Origin of the sequence: Pseudomonas protegens, from assembly GCF_003363755.1 — a bacterium.
GTDB classification, from domain to species: Bacteria; Pseudomonadota; Gammaproteobacteria; order Pseudomonadales; family Pseudomonadaceae; genus Aquipseudomonas; species Aquipseudomonas danubii.
The window spans coordinates 314,677-333,328 of sequence record NZ_CP031396.1 but is presented as its reverse complement, the minus strand read 5'-3'; the positions used below and the strand labels follow the sequence as shown (position 1 = coordinate 333,328).

Here is an 18,652-nt window from a genome sequence, read left to right as displayed (position 1 = left end):
CGGCGGGATCAGGTGTGGCGGCAGATGGGTGGCAGGAAAGGGAGTGGGTAGAGCGGGGAACGCAGGCCGGGCCTGCGTTCCGGGGCACAGCTGAGGTTGCTCAGGGGCGCTGCAGCGCTACGGCAGGGGCTTGTCCCTGGTTCTGCAACATCAGGCGCAATTGGGCGAGTTCCCGTTGCAGTTGATCGCGCTCGTCTTTGAGTTGGCGCAATTCGTCACGACGAATGGTCACGTAGAGAGTCTGTGCTGGTCGTGCCGGTAGTACTGTGCCCATTGCTTCACCTCGCAAATGGAGTGCCTCAACTATGCTTCGCTGGTCGCATCCCTTGCGCAAAGCACCATCGTTGGCAGCGCGAAAATGACGGTGTCAGGCAACCGTCTTGCCTTCACTCGTGACGTTTCCACGCAGCCTGAAGGCGGCAATTTTATTTCTTTTTAGCGCAATTGGAACTTTTTTATTTTTCGTGGTCGTTGTGCCTTCCTGGTGTTTTGCGTCGTTATCCCCCCAAGTTCTGAGAAACTTCGCCCCCAGTGCCGGGACTAATCTCCACGCGGTTCGCGCCGGCCGAGGGGCAAGAGATCGGGCTTGGGCGCGCTGCGTTGCGCGCAGGTGGCCGCAAAAACTGGCGTTATGTCTGAAGATTGCGCTGTCTTGGAGCGTCTCGCCTTGTATAGTTGCGCCCCTCGACGTTTGCACCCAGCCCTTTGGGCTATACATTTTTGATCTGATTTTTTTGCAGTAGGAGCATCAGCACATGCAACTGGGGATTATTGGACTGGGCCGCATGGGCGGCAACATTGCACGGCGCCTGATGCTCAATGGGCACGAGACCGTAGTCTTTGACCGCAACACCGATTTCGTCAGCACCCTGGCCGCCGAAGGCGCCAAGGGCGTCGCCGACCTGCCGGCCCTGGTGGCTGGCCTGGAAAAACCGCGCGCGGTCTGGGTCATGCTGCCCGCCGGCGCACCCACCGAAGAGACCATCGACACCCTGAGCCAGTTGCTGGAACCGGGTGATGTGATCATCGACGGCGGCAATACCTACTATAAGGACGACATCCGCCGTGCCCGGGACCTGGCGCAAAAGGGCCTGAAGTACATCGATGTCGGCACCTCCGGCGGCGTCTGGGGCCTGGAGCGCGGCTACTGCATGATGATCGGCGGCGATGCCGATGAAGTGCTGCGCCTGGACCCGCTGTTCGCGGCACTGGCCCCTGGCCTGGGTTCGATTCCACGGACCAAGGACCGTGTTTCTGATGACGACCGTGCCGAGCGTGGCTATATCCATGCCGGTCCTGCCGGTGCCGGGCATTTCGTCAAGATGATCCACAACGGCATCGAGTACGGGATGATGCAGGCCTTCGCTGAGGGCTTTGACATTCTCAAGACCAAGTCTTCGGACATCCTGCCGGAGGATCAGCGCTTCGACCTCAATGTGGCGGACATCGCCGAAGTCTGGCGGCGCGGCAGCGTGGTGTCCTCCTGGCTGCTGGACCTGACCGCCGATGCCCTGGCCGGCGATCCGAAGCTCGACGGTTTTTCCGGTGCCGTGGCCGACAGTGGTGAAGGGCGCTGGACCATCGAAGCGGCCATGGAGCAGGCGGTTCCGGTTCCGGTGCTGTCCAACTCGTTGTTCTCCCGCTACCGCTCCCGCGGCCAGGGCACCTACGGCGACAAGCTGCTGTCGGCCATGCGCTTCGGCTTTGGCGGCCATGTGGAGACCGGTAAGAAATGACCTCTACGCGAAAGAAGTCCAAGGCGTTGCCCGCGCCGCCGACCACGTTGTTCCTGTTCGGCGCCCGCGGTGATCTGGTCAAGCGCCTGTTGACGCCGGCGCTGTACAACCTGAGCCGCGACGGTCTGCTGGATGAGGGGCTGCGGATTGTCGGCGTCGACCACAACGCGGTGAGCGACGCTGAGTTCGCCACCTTGCTGGAAGACTTCCTTCGCGATGAAGTGCTGAGCAAACAAGGCCAGGGGGCGTCCGTGGACGCCGCCGTCTGGGCCCGCCTGACCCGTGGCATCAGCTACGTCCAGGGCGACTTCCTCGACGACTCCACCTATGCCGAACTGGCGGCGCGAATTGCCGCCAGCAGCACCGGCAACGCGGTGTTCTACCTGGCCACCGCGCCGCGCTTCTTCAGTGAAGTGGTGCAGCGCCTGGGGGCTTCGGGGTTGCTGGAGGAGGGGCCGGAGGCCTTTCGCCGGGTGGTCATCGAGAAGCCCTTCGGCTCCGATCTGCAGAGCGCCGAGGCCCTCAACGCCTGCTTGCTCAAGGTCATGAGCGAAAAGCAGATCTATCGCATCGACCATTACCTGGGCAAGGAAACGGTGCAGAACATTCTGGTCAGCCGTTTTTCCAACAGCCTGTTCGAGGCGTTCTGGAACAACCATTACATCGACCACGTGCAGATCACCGCGGCGGAAACCGTCGGGGTCCAAACCCGTGGCAGCTTTTATGAACACACCGGCGCCCTGCGAGACATGGTGCCCAACCACCTGTTCCAACTCCTGGCGATGGTGGCCATGGAGCCCCCTGCGGCCTTTGGCGCCGATGCAGTGCGCGGCGAGAAGGCCAAGGTGGTGGGGGCGATCCGTCCCTGGTCCCTGGAGGAGGCGCGGGCCAACTCGGTGCGCGGCCAGTACCGCGGCGCCGAAGTGGCGGGCAAGGCCCTGGCGGGTTACCGCGAAGAGGCTAATGTCGCGCCGGACAGCAATACCGAAACCTATGTCGCGCTGAAGGTGATGATCGACAACTGGCGCTGGGTCGGGGTGCCGTTCTACCTGCGCACCGGCAAGCGCATGAGCGTGCGCGACACCGAAATCGTCATCTGCTTCAAGCCGGCACCCTACGCGCAATTTCGCGATACCGAAGTCGATCAGCTGTCGCCGACTTACCTGCGGATTCAGATCCAGCCCAACGAAGGCATGTGGTTCGACCTGCTGGCGAAAAAGCCCGGGCCGAGCCTGGACATGGCCAATATCGAACTGGGCTTCGCCTATCGGGATTTCTTCGAAATGCAGCCGTCCACCGGCTACGAGACGCTGATCTACGACTGCCTGGTCGGTGACCAGACGCTGTTTCAGCGGGCAGACAATATCGAGAACGGTTGGCGCGCCGTGCAGCCTTTCCTCGATGCCTGGAAGCAGGACGCGAGCGTGCAGACTTACCCTGCGGGTGAGGATGGTCCGGATGCCGCTGATGAGTTGCTGGCCCGGGATGGTCGCGTCTGGCACGCCCTCGGGTGAAGGGGGGCAAGGTGCGGTCCATCGCGTTCCTGCTTAGCGATATGGACGGCACCCCGTTGCACCCGGATCAGCGCCTCAACCCTTCAAACATCCTCCAGCGCTACAACCAGTAACTCACCGCGTACCAGCCCAGCAGGCCCATCACCACGGTGTAGGGCAGGGCCATCCACACCATCCGTCCGTAGGACAGGCGTACCAGCGGCGCAATCGCCGAGGTCAGCAGAAACAGGAAGGCGGCCTGGCCATTGGGCGTGGCAACGCTGGGCAGGTTGGTGCCGGTGTTGATGGCGATCGCCAGGGTCTCGAAGTGTTCGCGACTCATCTGCCCGGAGACAAAGGCCTGTTTCACCTCGGTGATGTAGATGGTGGCGACGAACACGTTGTCGCTGATGGCCGACAGCAGGCCATTGGCAATGAACAGCATGCCTGGCTGCTGGTCCGCCGGTAGCGCCAGCACCCACTGGATCAGCGGCACGAACAGCTGTTGCTGGTGAATCACCGCCACCACGGCAAAAAACACCACCAGCAGGGCGGTGAAGGGCATGGCGTCCTTGAAGGCGTTGCCCAGGCGGTGCTCGTCGGTAATACCGGTGAAGGCGGTGATCAGCACAATCACCAGCAGGCCGATCAGCCCGACTTCCGCGACGTGCAGGGCCAGGCCGACAATCAGGATCAGCGCCGCCAGCCCCTGGACCAGCAACGCCGCCCGCTGCCGCGCGGTGCGCTGGGCGTCGTCTTCGGCCGCGTAGTTGGCCAGCACCTTGCGCACGTTATCCGGCAGCAGCGTGCCGTAGCCGAACCAGCGCAGTTTTTCCAGGAGTACGCAGGTCACCAGTCCGGCGGCCAGCACCGGTAGTGAAACCGGCGCCACCTTGAGGAAGAACTCGGCGAAGTGCCAGCCCATCTCATGGCCGATCAACAGGTTCTGTGGTTCGCCCACCAGGGTGCATACGCCTCCCAGCGCCGTGCCTACGGCGCCGTGCATCAACAGGCTGCGCAGAAAGGCGCGGAACTGCTCCAGGTCGTCGTGGTGCAGGGTTGGCAGATGCTGATCGTCGCCATAGCCGCTGTCCTGGCGCGGGTCATTGCCGGAGGCCACCCGGTGGTACACCGAGTAGAAGCCCACCGCGGCGCTGATGATCACCGCGGTCACGGTCAGGGCGTCGAGAAAGGCCGAGAGGAAGGCCGACAGAAAGCAGAACAGCAGCCCCAAAAGCGTCTTGGAGCGTACCCCCAGCAGCAGCCGGGAGAACAGGAACAGCAGCAGTTCTTTCATGAAGTAGATGCCGGCCACCATGAACATCAGCAGCAGGATCACCGGGAAATTGTGCACCAGTTCGTCGTACAGCGCCTGGGGCGTGGCCATGCCCAGCAATAGCGCTTGCACCAACAGCAGACCACCGGGCATCAAGGGGTAGCACTTGAGGGCCATGGCCAGGGTGAAGATGAACTCGATCACCAGGCACCAGCCCGCTGCGGCCGGGCTGACCGCGAAGAACAGCAGCGGATTGAGCAGCAGGAACGCGACAATGCTTGCCTTGTACCAGCGGGGTGAGTGGCCGAGAAAATTGTGCGCGAACGCCTGGGCCATTGAGCCGGACATGGGCTGCTCCTAATAGTGAGAAGCGCGCAACTTGCCGCAAGCCGGATTGAGAATCAAGAACCCATGAAATCTTTTGCCACAATCTGCCCGAGCCAAGCATCTGCACAAGCGCCGGCACACTCTTGCAGGAGCCAGCTGGCTGGCGAAGGCGTTCTCAAGTGCAACAGCGTCGTGAGGGCCATTCGTCGGCAAGCCGGCTCCTACGCTCAGGGGGTGCGTTTGGCAACCAGGGTCAGGATGTCGTAGCTGGCCACCAGCTCACCCAGTTGATTGGTCACTTCCACGTCCCAGGCCACCACCCCCTGCGGCGTGCCCTGAGGGCTCTGTTTACCCTGGTCGATCTTGCGCTTGCAGGTCAGCCGCGCTTGCAGGGTGTCGCCAATGCCCACCGGGCTGATGAAGCGCAGGCTGTCCAGGCCATAGTTGGCCAGCACCGGGCCCGGTGCCGGGGACACGAACAGCCCGGCCGCCGCCGAGAGCACGAAGTAGCCGTGGGCAATACGCTTGCCGAATTGGGAGTCCTTGGCGGCAATCTCGTCGAAGTGCATATAGAAGTGGTCCCCGGACAGGCAGCCGAAGTTCACCAGATCGGTCTCGGTCACGGTGCGGCGGTGGGTCAGCAGGGACTCGCCGATCTGCAGGTCCTGGAAGTGCCGGCGGAACGGGTGGACCTCGGTTTCGATGACCTTGGCGCCGCGCACGTATTCACCGGTCACTGCCGCCAGCATGCTCGGCGAGCCCTGCACAGCAGCTCGCTGCAGGTAGTGCTTGACCGCCCGCAGGCCGCCCAGCTCTTCACCGCCACCGGCGCGACCGGGGCCACCGTGCTTGAGTTGCGGCAATGGCGAGCCGTGGCCGGTGGATTCGCCGGCGCACTCGCGGTCCAGCACCAGCAGGCGGCCGTGCCAGGCCGCGGCCCGGGGAATGACCCGGGCGGCGATGCCTGGGTCCTTGGTCACCAGGCTGGCCACCAGGCTGCCCTTGCCGCGCGCGGCCAGTTCCAGGGCCTGGTCCAGATCGTCGTAGGCCATCAAGGTACTGACCGGGCCAAAGGCCTCGATATCGTGAGCACCACCCTGGGCCAGGGGATCACGGGACAGCAGCAGGGTCGGGGCAAAGAACGCGCCCTGGCTGACGTTGTCGCCCCGGGGCTCGAAGCCGTCCCGGGCGCCGAACAACAGGTCGCTGCTGTGCAGCAGGCTTTCCAGGCGCTCGGCCACGTCCCGCTGTTGCGCGTGGGAGGCCAGGGCGCCCATGCGCACGCCTTCCAGCGACGGATCGCCGACCACCACCTTCGACAGGCGCTCGCGCAAGCCCGTGGCCACGGCGTCCAGCTGTTTGGCCGGAACGATGGCGCGGCGGATGGCGGTGCATTTCTGTCCGGCCTTGACCGTCATTTCCCGCACCACTTCCTTGATGAACAGCTCGAATTCCGGGTCGTCCGGGGTCACGTCCGGCGCCAGGATCGCGCAGTTCAGCGAATCGGCCTCGGCGTTGAAGGGCACCGAGTGGCGGATCAGGTTGGGGTTGGCCCGCAGCGTGGCGGCGGTGACCGCCGAGCCGGTGAAGGTCACCAGGTCCTGGCCTTGCAGGCGATCGAGCAGATCGCCGGTGCCGCCGATCACCAGTTGCAGGCTGCCTTCGGGCAACAGGCCGGACTCATGCATCAGGCGCACTGCCGCCTCGGTCAGGTAGCTGGTGGCACTGGCCGGTTTGACGATGCAGGGCATGCCGGCGAGGAAGCAGGGGGCGAACTTTTCCAGCATGCCCCAGATGGGAAAGTTGAAGGCGTTGATGTGCACCGCCACGCCGCCGCGGGGCACCAGGATATGGGTGCCGGCAAAACTGCCAAGCTTGCTCAGGGTCTGTGCCGGGCCTTCGTGCAGCAGGTTGCCCGAAGGCAGCTCGCGGGCGCCGAGCCCGGCATAGCTGAACAGGGTGCTGTTGCCGCCCTCGATGTCGATCCAGCTGTCGGCCCGGGTCGCGCCGCTGTGGTGGGACAGGGCGTACAGCTGTTCCTTGCGCTCGCCAAGGTACAGCGCCAGGGCCTTGAGGCGCCGGGCGCGCTCCTGGAAATCCAGGGCCAGCAGGGCCCGGGCTCCGTTCACGCGCCCATGTTGCAGCGCTTCGGCGAAGTCCAGGGGCTCTTCATGGGTGCGCGCCACTTCATGGCCATCGATGGCGCTGCGCAAGGCCTGGGCCGGGTGCTGGCCGATCCAGCGGCCGCCGATAAAGCTTTGCAGGGTAGGAGACTGTGGCATGGGAGAAAGGCTCCGAAGGGTCAAGTGGGGGCCGGCGCACCGTACCGGGCGCCGGGAGACAACTCAGTGATGGCTGGCGCCGCCAGCGCCGATGCCGGTCATGGAACGGATGAACTGCGCCAGGTAGCGGCCGCGCTCCAGCTCGGCCCGGGGCGAGCGGTCGCTGACGGACAAGGCCCAGGCCGTAAGGAACGCCAGGCTCATGGAGAACAGCGCCGGGTTGGCGTAGGGAAACAGCGCCTGGGGGTGGTGCAGCACATTGACCCAGACCGCCGGGCTGAGGATCAGCAGGACAATCGCCGAGATCAGCCCGGCCAGGCTGCCGCCCACCGCGCCCCGGGTGGTCAGGCCTTTCCAGAACATGGAAAGAAACAGCACCGGGAAATTCACCGACGCGGCAATCGCCAGCACCAGCCCCGAGAGAAAGGCGATGTTCTGCGACTCGAACAACAGCCCCAGCAGCACCGCCAGGACACCGATGCACAGGGTGGCGATCTTCGAGACGCGCATTTCCTGCTGGGTGCTGGCCTGGCCTTGGCGCATCACGCAGGCATACAGGTCATGGGACACCGCCGAGGCGCCGGACAGCGCCAGCCCGGCCACCACCGCAAGAATGGTGGCGAAGGCCACGGCCGAGATGAAACCCAGGAACAGGTTGCCACCCACCGCCTGGGCCAGGTGCACCGCGATCATGTTGGCGCCGCCGATGATCGCGCCGCTGGCGTCGCGATACTCGGGCTCGGTGCCGACCATGACGATCGCGCCGAAGCCGACCACGATCAGCAGCAGATAGAAGTAGCCGATGAAACCTGTGGCATAGAGCACGCTCTTGCGCGCTTCCCGGGCGTCGCTGACGGTGAAGAAGCGCATGAGGATATGGGGCAGCCCGGCGGTGCCGAACATCATTCCCAGGCCCAGGGAAATGGCGTCGATGGGGTTCGACAGCAGCCCGCCGGGGGCCATGATCGCGCTGCCCTTGGCGTGCACCTCGCTGGCGCGGGCGAACAGCGCCTCGCTGCTGAAACCGAAGTGCTTGAGCACCATGAAGGCCATGAAGCTGGTGCCCGAGAGCAGCATCACCGCCTTGATGATCTGCACCCAGGTGGTGGCCAGCATGCCGCCGAAGGTCACGTAGCAGACCATCAGCAGGCCCACCAGCATCACCGCGTGGAGGTAGCTGAGGCCGAACAGCAGTTCGATCAGCTTGCCGGCGCCGACCATCTGCGCCACCAGGTACATCAGGGCCACGGTCAGGGTGCCGAACGCCGAGGTCAGGCGCACCGGCGTCTGGGCCAGGCGATAGGAAACCACGTCGGCGAAGGTGTAGGTGCCCAGGTTGCGCAGGCGTTCGGCGATCAGGAACAGGATGATCGGCCAGCCGGCCAGCACCCCGAGGGCGTACAGCAGGCCGTCGTAGCCGTTGAGGAACATCATGGCCGAGATGCCGAGGAAGGACGCGGCGGAGATCATGTCACCGGCAATCGCCAGGCCGTTCTGCAGGCCGCTCATGCCGCCGCCGGCGGTGTAGAAGTCCTTGGCCGAGCGGGTGCGCAGGGCGGCCCAGCGGGTGATGCCCAGGGTCAGCAGGACGAACACCAGGAACATGCCGATGGCGTTCCAGTTCAGCGCGCGGGCGCTGTCGTCGGCGGCCAGGGCCAGGTCCCAGGCCAGCAGGCAGGGCAGCAGGATGACTCCTGCACCGCGTTTCATGACCGGTACTCGCGCTTGAGTTTGTCGTTCAGCGGGTCCAGCAGCCGGTTGCTGCGATACACATAAAGACCGGTGAGGGCAAAGGCCAGGAGAATCATCGCCACGCCCACCGGCATGCCGACGCTGGTGGCCCCGCCGGACAGCGAGCGGCCCAGCAGGCCGGGATTGAAGGCCACCAGCAAAACGAAGCCGTAGTAGGCCAGGAGCATGACCAGGGTCAGGGACCAGTAGAGTCGCTGCTTGCGCCGGACCAGCTGGATAAAGTCCGGGTGGCGGGTGATGCGGTCTATTTCTTGCGGGCTCATGGGCGGGTTCTCTCTTGTTGTTGTTCTGGGGCACGCGTACCGACGCTGGGTTCAGGGCTGGTCGAAGTCCAGGACCACCTTGTCGCTGAGGGGATAGGACTGGCAGGACAACACATAACCGGCCGCCACTTCGTAGTCTTCCAGGGCGTGGTTGCTGTCCATTTCCACCTCGCCTTCGATGACCTTGCACTTGCAGGTGGAGCAGACCCCGGCCTTGCACGAATAGGGCAGTTCGGCGCCCTGGGCGTTGCCGGCATCCAGCAGGCTCTGGCTGTTGCGCGGCAGGTCAAAGGCCAGGGCCCGACCGTCGCTGATCACGGTGATCCGGCTGACCTGCGGGTCCTGGGCGCGGGCGGCTTCCCGGGCCTGGCGCTTCTGCCCGTCGCCGGCGGCATGGAACAGCTCGAAGTGGATGCGCTCGGCCTTCATGCCGGCGGCCTTGAGGCTGTCGCGCACGGTTTCGGTCATGGCCTGGGGGCCGCAGATGAAGGCCGCGTCCAGTTGCCTGACATCGAGCCAGCGGGAAAACAGTTGCCGGCATTTGTCCTGGTTGATGCGGCCGTTGTAGAGGTCGATGTCCTGCTGTTCGCGACTGAACACGAACACCAGGTTCAGGCGCTGCAGATAGCGGTTCTTCAAGTCCTCCAGCTGTTCGCGAAACAGCGCCGAGGCGCTGGAGCGGTTGCCGTAGAGCAGGGTGATGCGACTCAGCGGCTCGCCTTCCAGGGTGCTCTTGATGATCGACAGGATCGGCGTGATGCCGCTGCCTGCGGCCACCGCCAGGTAGTGGCCGTGACGCGCCGGATCAAGCTCGACATGGAAACGGCCGGCCGGAGGCATGACCTCCAGCGACTGCCCGGGCTTGAGCCGTTCGTTGGCGAAGGCCGAAAAGCGCCCGCCGCTGACGCGTTTCACCGCGATGCGCAGCTCGTCGTCATTCACCCCGCTGCAGATGGAGTAGGAGCGTCGGACTTCCTCGCCCTCCAGTTCGGTGCGCAGCACCAGATGCTGGCCCTGGGTGAAGTGGAACTGCCCTTGCAGGTGCCGGGGAATCTCGAAGGCGATGGACACCGCATCGCGGGTCTCGCTGCGTACATCCTTGATGGTCAAGCGGTGGAACTGGCTCATGGTGATTCTCCTCTGAGGCGCGGGCGGCTCAGATGCACTTGAAATAGTCGAAGGGTTCCAGGCAGTCGCGGCAGCGGTACAGGGCCTTGCAGGCGGTGGAGCCGAACTCGCTGAGGCGCTCGCTGTGGGCACTGCCGCATTGCGGGCAGTGCACCTGGGGCGCGTCCCCCAGCAGGCTGCGCTTGCTGCTGCCCGAGGGCGGCGCGATGCCGTAGGCCCGCAGGCGCTGGCGACCGCGCTCAGTGATCCAGTCGGTGGTCCAGGCCGGGGTCAGTTGGTGCACCAGGCGCGGAGCCTTGAAGCCGGCCTGTTCCAGGGCCTGGCGAATGTCGTTCTCGATCACCTCGGTGGCCGGGCAGCCGGAGTAGGTGGGGGTCAGCGCCACCTGCAGATGGCCGGCTTGCCAGTCCAGGTCGCGGACGATGCCCAGGTCGAGCACGCTGACCACCGGCACTTCCGGGTCCATGACCTGATCCAGGGTGCTCCAGGCCAGGTCCAGGTCGCCCCGTTGCAGGCTCCGCGCGCCCTGGTCGCTGCCGATCAGTTCACCAGACCGCATCGGGGTAGGCCCTCGGCAGGAATTGCATCTCGGCCAGCAGTGGGCCCAGGTGCTCGGTGTGCAGGCCCCGGCGTGCATCCAGGTAGAAATGGCTCGGCGCCTCGGGCACGGGCAGGGTGGCCCGGGCGAAGTGGGTTTCGACGGTGGCGCGCCAGCCCTCGGCCACCTGGACCGGATCGGCCCACAGGCCGGCCCGGTGCAGCTCGATTTCCGTGGCGTGGTGCTCGACCAGCTCGCCGGTGAAGCGCCACAGCCGGGGGATCGCCTGCAGCATGCGCTGGTGGCTTTCCTCGGTGCCGTCGCCCAGGCGCTCGACCCATTCGCTGGAGCGCCGCAGGTGGTAGGTGACTTCCTTGAGGGCCTTGGCGGCGATGCCGGCCATCCGCTCGTCCGCCGACTGGCTCAGGCCCTTGAGGGTTTCCAGGTGCCAGGCGTCGTAGAAGAACTGCTTGAGCAGGGTCACCGCGAAATCGCCATTGGGCTGCTCCACCAGCAACAGGTTGCGGTAGGCCCGCTCGTCACGACGGAAGGCCAGGTGATCGGCGTCGCGGCCATCGGCCAGCCGTTCGGCGGCATAGTCCAGCCAGTTGCGGGCCTGGCCCACCAGATCGAGGCCGACGTTCATCAGCGCCAGTTCTTCTTCCAGGGCCGGCGCCCGGCCGCACCATTCGCACAGGCGCTGGCCCTGGATCAGGGCGCTGTCGCCCAGGCGCAGCAGGTGGTTGATCAGATGGTTTGCAGGGTTCATGGCCGGCCTCACATGTGTCCGACTTCAGGGGGCAGCTGGTAGAAGCTGGCGTGGCGGTAGACCTTGTCGTCGGCCGGATCGAACAGCGGGTCCTTGTCATCCGGGGAGGAGGCAACGATCTGCGCCGAGGGCACCACCCACAGGCTCACGCCTTCGCTGCGCCGGGTGTACAGGTCCCGGGCGTTGGTCATGGCCATGGCGGCGTCGGCGGCGTGCACGCTGCCCACATGTTTGTGGTTGAGGCCGTGCTTGCTGCGCACGAAGACTTCGTAAAGGGTCCATTCAGACATGGGATTGACTCCGGATCAGGCAGGCGCGCTCAGGCGGCGTTCTTGTTGGCTTTCTTCTGGGCGTGGGCCACGGCGGCGGCCCGCACCCAGGCGCCGTCGTCGATGGCCCGGCGGCGGGTTTCCAGGCGCTCCTGGTTGCATGGGCCATTGCCCTTGAGCACCTCGTAGAATTCCTGCCACTGGATTTCGCCGAAGTCGTAGTGGCCGCGTTCGGCGTTCCACTTCAGCTCCGGGTCGGGGCAGGTGCAGCCCAGCAATTCCAGTTGCGGGATGGTCTGGTCGATGAAGCGCTGGCGCAGTTCGTCGTTGCTCTGGCGCTTGATTTTCCAGGCCATGGACTGGGCGCTGTTGGGGGAGTGTTCGTCGCTGGGGCCGAACATCATCAGTGCCGGCCACCACAGGCGGTTGATGGCGTCCTGGACCATCTCCCTCTGCGCCTGGTTGCCCTCGCGCATCATGGTCAGGAGGATTTCGTAGCCCTGGCGCTGGTGGAAGCTCTCTTCCTTGCAGATGCGCACCATGGCCCGGGCGTAGGGGCCGTAGGAGGTGCGCTGCAGCACCACCTGGTTGACGATGGCGGCACCGTCCACCAGCCAGCCCACCGCGCCCATGTCGGCCCAGTTCAGGGTCGGGTAGTTGAAGATGCTCGAATACTTGGCCCGGCCGCTGTGGAGCTTGGCGATTTCCTCGTCGCGGTCGGCGCCCAGGGTTTCCATGGCGCTGTACAGGTACAGGCCGTGACCGGCTTCGTCCTGGATCTTGGCCATCAGTTGCAGCTTGCGCTTGAGGTTCGGGGCGCGGGTGACCCAGTTGCCTTCGGGCAACATGCCGACGATTTCCGAGTGGGCGTGCTGGGAGATCTGCCGGATCAGCGTCTGGCGGTAGGCATCGGGCATCCAGTTCTTGGCCTCGATCTTGATTTCCCCGTCGATTTTTTCCTGGAAGGTGCGCTCCTGCTCGGACATTTCTGCCAGCGGCTTGATGCGCTTGATCCCCGTCTCTACCAGCTGTGCGTACATGAGTGTCTCCCGGGTTGCAGGTGTGGGTGAGGCTGTGAATGTTTATATGTGATACATAAATAAATATCAAACACAAAATAGCGTGTCATGTTTGTTTCTGTATCGCTTTGCCTCACAACTTGAATGGCAGGCGAAAAAAAGCCCCGTCATGACGGGGCTCCAATGCTTGCGGCAACGCTATTTGCGGCGATCGACCACGCGGCAGGCCTTGCCTTCCGAACGCTTGATGCTGAAGGGGGGCTGTAAAACGATACGCGAGCTGATGCCGATATGGGTCTTTATGTGGCGACTGAGCTCGCTGCAGATGGCCCTTTGCTGTTCATCCCCCAGTTGCTGATGCTCGCTCTTGAGCTCGACGTGAATGTCGACGCTGTCGAGGTTGCCGTGGCGATACAGATGGATCTCGTAACAGGGGGCCAGGTGCACGGCTTTGAGCACTTGCTCCTCCACCTGGGTGGGAAACACATTGACCCCGCGAATGATCAGCATGTCGTCGCTGCGCCCGGTGATCTTGTCGATGCGCCGCATGGGCCGCGCCGTTCCCGGCAGCAGGCGGGTCAGATCGCGGGTGCGGTAACGGATCATCGGCAGTGCCTCCTTGCTCAGGGAGGTGAGCACCAGCTCGCCCATTTCGCCATCGGGCAGCACCTGAGCGGTCAGCGGGTCGATGATTTCGGGGTAGAAATGATCCTCCCAGAGGGTCGGGCCGTCGCGGGTCTCGGCGCATTCCATGGCCACTCCCGGACCGATGATCTCCGACAGCCCGTAGATATCCAGGGCGCGGATGCCCAGGCGCTGCTCGATGGCGCTGCGCAGTTCGTCGGTCCAGGGTTCGGCGCCGAAGATTCCCAGGCGCAGGGCCAGTTTGTGGGGATCGAGGCCCTGGCGTTCGATCTCGTCGGCGATATTGAGCATGTAGGACGGCGTGACCATGATGATGTCCGGCTGGAAATCCTTGATCAGTTGCACCTGCTTCTCGGTCTGGCCGCCGGACATGGGAATCACGGTGCACCCCAGGCGTTCGGCACCGTAGTGCGCCCCCAGGCCGCCGGTGAACAGGCCGTAGCCATAGGAGACATGCACCTTGTCGCCGGGCCGGCCGCCGGCCGCGCGGATCGACCGGGCCACCACCTGGGCCCAGGTGTCGATGTCGTTGCGGGTATAGCCCACTACCGTGGGCTTGCCGGTGGTGCCGCTGGAGGCATGCAGGCGCACCACCTCCTGCATGGGCACCGCGAACATGCCGTAGGGGTAGTTGTCCCGCAGGTCGGACTTGGTGGTGAAGGGCAGTTGGGCAAGGTCCTCCAGGCGCTGGATGTCCTGGGGGTGCACGCCCAGGGCGTCGAAGCGCTGGCGATACAGGGGGACGTTGGCGTAGGCGTGGTTCAGGCTCCAGCGCAGGCGCTCCAGCTGATGCTGGCGCAAGTGGTCGATGCTGGCGGTTTCCATCGGGTCCAGCGGCGCTTCGGGCACGGTTCTGGCTATCGGCATGTTCATGGTGTCACTCGTATTGTTGTTGTCGTTCAACCCGTCACTGCGGGTTCTGAGTGCATGACCCGCAAGAGGCACGAAGGGCTTGCGGGGAGTTCTGCAGGCGCGGGCTGGCGCCTCTGGAGGATCAGGGTGGTGCCCACGCCCCGGCACCCACTGCGGCAGTTTCTGCGGTACGACGCAGCGGGGCCATGTCAGCGCCCCTTGAACACAGGAGGGCGCTTGTCCATGAAGGCACTGACACCTTCTCGATAGTCTTCGCTGCGTCCCGCCAGGCGTTGCAGGTCGCGCTCCAGCTCCAGTTGCTGGTCGAAGCTGTTGTGCAGGCTGGCATTCAGGCTGCGCTTGATCAGCGCCAGGCCATAGGTGGGTTGAGTCGCCAGGTGTCGGGCCAGGCTCAGGGCTTCATCGCGCAGCAAGGCGTCGTCCACGCACTGGTAGATCAGTCCCCATTGCTCGGCCTGTTCGGCGCTCAGGCGGTTGCCGAGCAGGGCCAGGGCCTTGGCCCGGGCCATGCCCACCAGCCGTGGCAGCAGCCAGGTGCCGCCGGAATCGGGAATCAGCCCGAGTTTGCAGAAGGCCTGGATAAAGCTCGCGGAGCGCGCCGCCAGCACCAGGTCGCAGGCCAGGGGCAGGTTGGCGCCAGCGCCGGCGGCCACGCCATTGACCGCGCAGATCACCGGCAATGGCAGGTCGCGCAGCTCACGCACCAGCGGGTTGTAGAACTGTTCGATGGATTCCCCCAGGTCAGGCGCTGCATCGCCGGGGGCGACGTCGCGCTCGCCAAGGTCCTGCCCCGCGCAGAAGCCGCGGCCTTCGCCGGTCAGGAGCAGGACCCGCACCTCGGGGTTGTTGCGCACGTGCTTGAGGGCCGCCTGCACCTCGCCATGCATCTGTGGGTTGAAACTGTTGAGCTGTTCGGGACGGTTGAGGCTGAGGAGGGCGACGCCCTCGCTGATGGAGAACAGGATGGTGGCAAAGTTCATGGTCGGGTGTTGAGGCATGGTGGATGTCCTCGGAGTGATGCGGCCGGTTGCCGGCTCGATTGTCGGGTCGGCCCGGGAGCCGGTTTTCGCCGAGTATATCGCCAATGTGATACATAAAATCAAGGTTAATGGATTGTTAATGTGTCCTATCTTTCGGCTTCAGCTGTGTTCTATTCGGGGCGGAAGGTCGACGGAATGCTGACTTGGGCCGGTAATTGAGGCCGTATCCTTTATGCTTTGCGGGTTGTGGCGCCTGTGGCGAGCCAGGCCTGTGTCTTGGAGAACGGTTGTGTACCGAGAATAACCTGATACAAAATGCCGTCCGCGTTGTATCGGTATCCTGGATTGGGTGGCGTCGTGCATTCTCGGCGTTGTATTCGCGGGCAAGTGCAGCGCCCCCCAGCCGCTCCAACAACAGCAGTTTCTGCTGATCAGAGAGGGAAGCAGCATGACGTGCTACAGCCTTGATGGCTTGATTCCGGTGGTCGATCCCAGTGCCTATGTGCACCCTTCGGCGGTGCTGATCGGCGATGTGATAGTCGGCCCCCGTTGCTATGTCGGCCCCCTGGCCAGCCTGCGGGGGGATTTTGGCCGGATTGTCCTCGAAGAGGGGGCCAATCTGCAGGACACCTGCGTGATGCATGGTTTCCCCGATAGCGACACGGTGGTGGAGCGCAATGGCCATGTCGGCCATGGCGCAGTGTTGCACGGTTGCCGAATTGGCGCCGACGCGCTGGTGGGCATGAATGCGGTGGTGATGGACAACGCCTTCATTGCACCGCGTTCCTTCGTTTCGGCGGCGGCGCTGGTCAAGGCCGGTTTCGAATGCGCGCCGCAATCGCTGGTGATGGGCGCGCCGGCGCGGGTCACGCGTCAGTTGAGCGACGAGGAAGTGGCCTGGAAGCTGGCCGGCACTCGGGAGTACCAGCACTTGACCCGTCGCTGCCTGGAGCAGATGCAAGTCTGTGAGCCGCTGTCTCGGGTCGAGGTTGATCGGCCGCGAATCGCCGACGGCGGCTTTCGTCCCAAGGCCGGCCAATGAACACCCCGGGCCGCTGCGACGGCCTGAAACCGGCTATATTCCTTCCTTTTTTTCCGGTACGCCCATGTCGTCCCTAGCGCCACTGAACCACCTGATCAAACGCTTTCAGGAGCAGACCCCGATCCGCGCCAGTTCGCTGATCATCACCCTGTACGGCGATGCCATCGAACCCCATGGCGGCACCGTCTGGCTGGGCAGCCTGATTCAACTGCTGGAGCCCATGGGGATCAACGAGCGGCTGATCCGCACTTCGATCTTTCGCCTGAGCAAGGAGGGTTGGCTGACTGCCGAAAAGGTCGGGCGCCGCAGTTACTACAGCCTGACCCTGGCCGGTCGCCGGCGATTCGACAAGGCGTTCAAGCGGGTCTATAGCGCCGGTGTGCCGGCCTGGGATGGTTCCTGGAGCCTGGTAATGCTCGGACAATTGCAACCGGAGTTGCGCAAGCAAGTGCGTGAAGAGTTGGAGTGGCAAGGGTTTGCCGCGATGTCGCCGCTGATGCTGGCGTGCCCGCGCAGCGATCGCGCCGATATCAATGCCACCTTGCTGGAGCTTGGTGCCCAGGACGACACCATTGTCTTTGCCACTGCACCCGAGGACGTGCTCGGCTCCAGAGCCCTGCGCCAGCAGGTGCGCGAGAGCTGGAACATTGACGAACTGGCAGCCCATTACAGTGAATTCATCCAACTGTTTCGCCCCCTCTGGCAGGCCCTGCGCGAGCAGGAGCAGTTGCAACCATCCGACTGTTTCCTGGCTCGCCTGCTGCTGATTCATGAGTACCGCAAGCTGTTGCTGCGCGACCCGCAGTTGCCGGACGAACTGCTTCCCGGCGATTGGGAGGGTCGTGCAGCGCGCCAGCTGTGTCGCAACATCTATCGCTTGATCCAGGCCAAGGCTGAGGAGTGGCTGGCCACGGCTCTGGAGAGCGCTGATGGACCGCTACCGGATGTGGGGGAAAGCTTCTATCGGCGCTTCGGTGGGCTGCTCTAGCTTGAATAAGGATTGACCTTGGAATTTGTCTTGTTCTAGGGTCGCCAGAGTCCGCTGGGCAACTAAGGCTGAGTGTTTCAGGCTTGTTGCAGTGAGATGAAGTTCAGGTGATTGGCAGTAGTGAGTGCACGGCCAGAGGGAGTATCCGGTCTTGCAGGGAAAGCAGGCAGATAAAGGAACTATCAATGAGATCGATACGCAAGGTGGCAGTGCAACTATGTTTGGCTGGAGTCTTAGTTGCTTTTGGGAGTCTGGCCGGTGCCTCGCAACTTGTTCCGGCACTGGGGCTGGCCAATGATCAATATGCCAAGTCTCCAGGGCCGTACAAGGTCACTACCAATGCGGTCTTGAGTGACTGTCGCGGTCTGTTGGGTGTATTGGCGAGGATCATGCTGCTGGACAACAGCGTTCAATGTAATTCGTCCTTTCCCTATGGATTTGCCAGTCCGGTTTCCACCAGTGTTTATTACCCGAGCAATATAAGGAATCTGGACAAGTTGCCGGTGGTCAACTTTGTTGGCGGCATCCTTTCCAATCAGGGGCAATACACCGATTTGATGAGGCTGTGGGCGAGTTACGGCTTTATCGTGATCATCTCCTCCGACTTCATCAATACCGCGCCCACCATGCATGTCCTGGGTGCCCTTGAGCTGAGCAAGCTCAACCAGGACCCAACCTCAGCGTTGTTCGGCAAGGTCGATCTGTCTCGCACCATAGTGGCGGGGCACTCCGCTGGCGGCGGGGCGTCGATCCTCTCGTCGAGCCTGCTGCCTGGCACCTTGCAGGACATCGATCCACAGCTGCGCTACATCGGCTCGCTGCCCATCGAACCTGGGCCCATAGGCCTGGGCTCCACCGTCAAGACCCCAACCCTGGTGCTTACCGGGGCCGCGGATGTGGTGGTGCCGGCCTGGGCCTGGCCGCGGCTCTGGCAGGGCGGGTTGATCAAGGCGGTGCCGGGATGGAGTGCCACGGCCCATAACGCCACCCATTTCAGTCCGGTGCGCAGTGTCCGGGAAAACGAGTTCGCCGGTATTACAACCGCCTGGATTCTATATCTCGGCAAGCATGATCCGGGGGCCAAGGAGTACTTTGTCGGTCCGGACTACAAACTCGCGCGGGACCCGCAGTTTATCCGGCTGGCGTTCAATCCGTTGCGGGTTCAACGCAATGAAGTGGCGGACAATCTTCAGTAAGGCAACGGGTCGATATTGTTTCTGGACCTGGCCATTGATGACAAGTTTGCAGGCTCGGGTGTTTTCTTCATGAAAC

General features: G+C 63.8%; 17 protein-coding genes. 5 read left to right on the top strand and 12 right to left on the bottom strand.

Features of this window, described 5'->3' with window-relative positions; translation table 11 throughout:
• Window positions 1-100: 100 nt before the first annotated feature.
• Entirely contained in the window at window positions 101-274 is a 174-nt protein-coding gene (locus DWF74_RS30305) for a DUF6026 family protein (protein WP_162884050.1), read from the bottom strand.
• 481 nt (window positions 275-755) lie between these two features.
• Here DWF74_RS30305 and gnd point away from each other — a divergent pair, with 481 nt between their 5' ends.
• Window positions 756-1,736 (top strand): phosphogluconate dehydrogenase (NAD(+)-dependent, decarboxylating), encoded by a 981-nt coding sequence (gene gnd / locus DWF74_RS01355; protein WP_102879231.1) that lies wholly within the window; start codon window positions 756-758, stop codon window positions 1,734-1,736.
• Window positions 1,733-3,250 (top strand): glucose-6-phosphate dehydrogenase, encoded by a 1,518-nt coding sequence (zwf, locus tag DWF74_RS01350; protein ID WP_102863488.1) that lies wholly within the window; start codon window positions 1,733-1,735, stop codon window positions 3,248-3,250. Before gnd ends, zwf begins: the two co-directional genes overlap by 4 nt.
• A gap of 100 nt (window positions 3,251-3,350) precedes the next feature.
• Here zwf and nhaB read toward each other — a convergent pair whose 3' ends face one another.
• The 11 genes from nhaB to paaG all read right to left on the bottom strand — a co-directional run bounded on the left by nhaB (window position 3,351) and on the right by paaG (window position 15,350).
• Window positions 3,351-4,853 (bottom strand): sodium/proton antiporter NhaB, encoded by a 1,503-nt coding sequence (gene nhaB / locus DWF74_RS01345; RefSeq protein ID WP_115580107.1) that lies wholly within the window; start codon window positions 4,851-4,853, stop codon window positions 3,351-3,353.
• Between the two features lie 206 nt (window positions 4,854-5,059).
• Window positions 5,060-7,114: a phenylacetic acid degradation bifunctional protein PaaZ gene (paaZ, locus tag DWF74_RS01340; RefSeq protein ID WP_115580106.1), complete on the bottom strand. Its 2,055-nt coding sequence runs from the start codon at window positions 7,112-7,114 to the stop codon at window positions 5,060-5,062.
• 63 nt (window positions 7,115-7,177) lie between these two features.
• Window positions 7,178-8,824: a cation acetate symporter gene (locus DWF74_RS01335; RefSeq protein WP_115580105.1), complete on the bottom strand. Its 1,647-nt coding sequence runs from the start codon at window positions 8,822-8,824 to the stop codon at window positions 7,178-7,180.
• Entirely contained in the window at window positions 8,821-9,129 is a 309-nt protein-coding gene (locus DWF74_RS01330; RefSeq protein ID WP_102863492.1) for a DUF485 domain-containing protein, read from the bottom strand. The genes DWF74_RS01335 and DWF74_RS01330 overlap by 4 nt, the downstream gene beginning before the upstream one ends.
• A gap of 51 nt (window positions 9,130-9,180) precedes the next feature.
• Window positions 9,181-10,257, bottom strand: coding sequence for a 1,2-phenylacetyl-CoA epoxidase subunit PaaE (paaE, locus tag DWF74_RS01325; protein WP_115580104.1), 1,077 nt, complete (start codon window positions 10,255-10,257; stop codon window positions 9,181-9,183).
• A gap of 28 nt (window positions 10,258-10,285) precedes the next feature.
• A complete protein-coding gene (gene paaD, locus DWF74_RS01320) occupies window positions 10,286-10,816 on the bottom strand; it encodes a 1,2-phenylacetyl-CoA epoxidase subunit PaaD (RefSeq protein WP_115580103.1) in 531 nt (176 codons plus the stop codon).
• Window positions 10,803-11,564 (bottom strand): 1,2-phenylacetyl-CoA epoxidase subunit PaaC, encoded by a 762-nt coding sequence (gene paaC / locus DWF74_RS01315; protein ID WP_115580102.1) that lies wholly within the window; start codon window positions 11,562-11,564, stop codon window positions 10,803-10,805. Before paaC ends, paaD begins: the two co-directional genes overlap by 14 nt.
• A gap of 8 nt (window positions 11,565-11,572) precedes the next feature.
• The gene (paaB, locus tag DWF74_RS01310) at window positions 11,573-11,854 is read right to left on the bottom strand and encodes a 1,2-phenylacetyl-CoA epoxidase subunit PaaB (RefSeq protein WP_060843646.1); all 282 of its coding nucleotides are present in this window, start codon (window positions 11,852-11,854) and stop codon (window positions 11,573-11,575) included.
• Between the two features lie 29 nt (window positions 11,855-11,883).
• Window positions 11,884-12,873, bottom strand: coding sequence for a 1,2-phenylacetyl-CoA epoxidase subunit PaaA (gene paaA / locus DWF74_RS01305; RefSeq protein ID WP_115580101.1), 990 nt, complete (start codon window positions 12,871-12,873; stop codon window positions 11,884-11,886).
• Window positions 12,874-13,050: 177 nt separating this feature from the next.
• Window positions 13,051-14,370: a phenylacetate--CoA ligase PaaK gene (gene paaK, locus DWF74_RS01300; protein WP_102879242.1), complete on the bottom strand. Its 1,320-nt coding sequence runs from the start codon at window positions 14,368-14,370 to the stop codon at window positions 13,051-13,053.
• Between the two features lie 188 nt (window positions 14,371-14,558).
• A complete protein-coding gene (gene paaG, locus DWF74_RS01295; protein WP_102863586.1) occupies window positions 14,559-15,350 on the bottom strand; it encodes a 2-(1,2-epoxy-1,2-dihydrophenyl)acetyl-CoA isomerase PaaG in 792 nt (263 codons plus the stop codon).
• Between the two features lie 448 nt (window positions 15,351-15,798).
• Here paaG and paaY point away from each other — a divergent pair, with 448 nt between their 5' ends.
• The 3 genes from paaY (at window position 15,799) to DWF74_RS01275 (ending at window position 18,576) form a co-directional block, all read left to right on the top strand.
• Complete coding sequence (paaY, locus tag DWF74_RS01285; RefSeq protein WP_115580099.1) at window positions 15,799-16,392, top strand: phenylacetic acid degradation protein PaaY; 594 nt, start codon at window positions 15,799-15,801, stop codon at window positions 16,390-16,392.
• 64 nt (window positions 16,393-16,456) lie between these two features.
• Window positions 16,457-17,380 (top strand): phenylacetic acid degradation operon negative regulatory protein PaaX, encoded by a 924-nt coding sequence (gene paaX, locus DWF74_RS01280; RefSeq protein ID WP_102863499.1) that lies wholly within the window; start codon window positions 16,457-16,459, stop codon window positions 17,378-17,380.
• A 185-nt stretch (window positions 17,381-17,565) separates the two neighbouring features.
• Window positions 17,566-18,576 carry an adenylate cyclase gene (locus DWF74_RS01275; RefSeq protein ID WP_102863500.1) on the top strand — a complete coding sequence of 337 codons (1,011 nt, stop codon included), beginning with the start codon at window positions 17,566-17,568 and terminating at the stop codon, window positions 18,574-18,576.
• The last annotated feature ends 76 nt before the right edge of the window (window positions 18,577-18,652 follow it).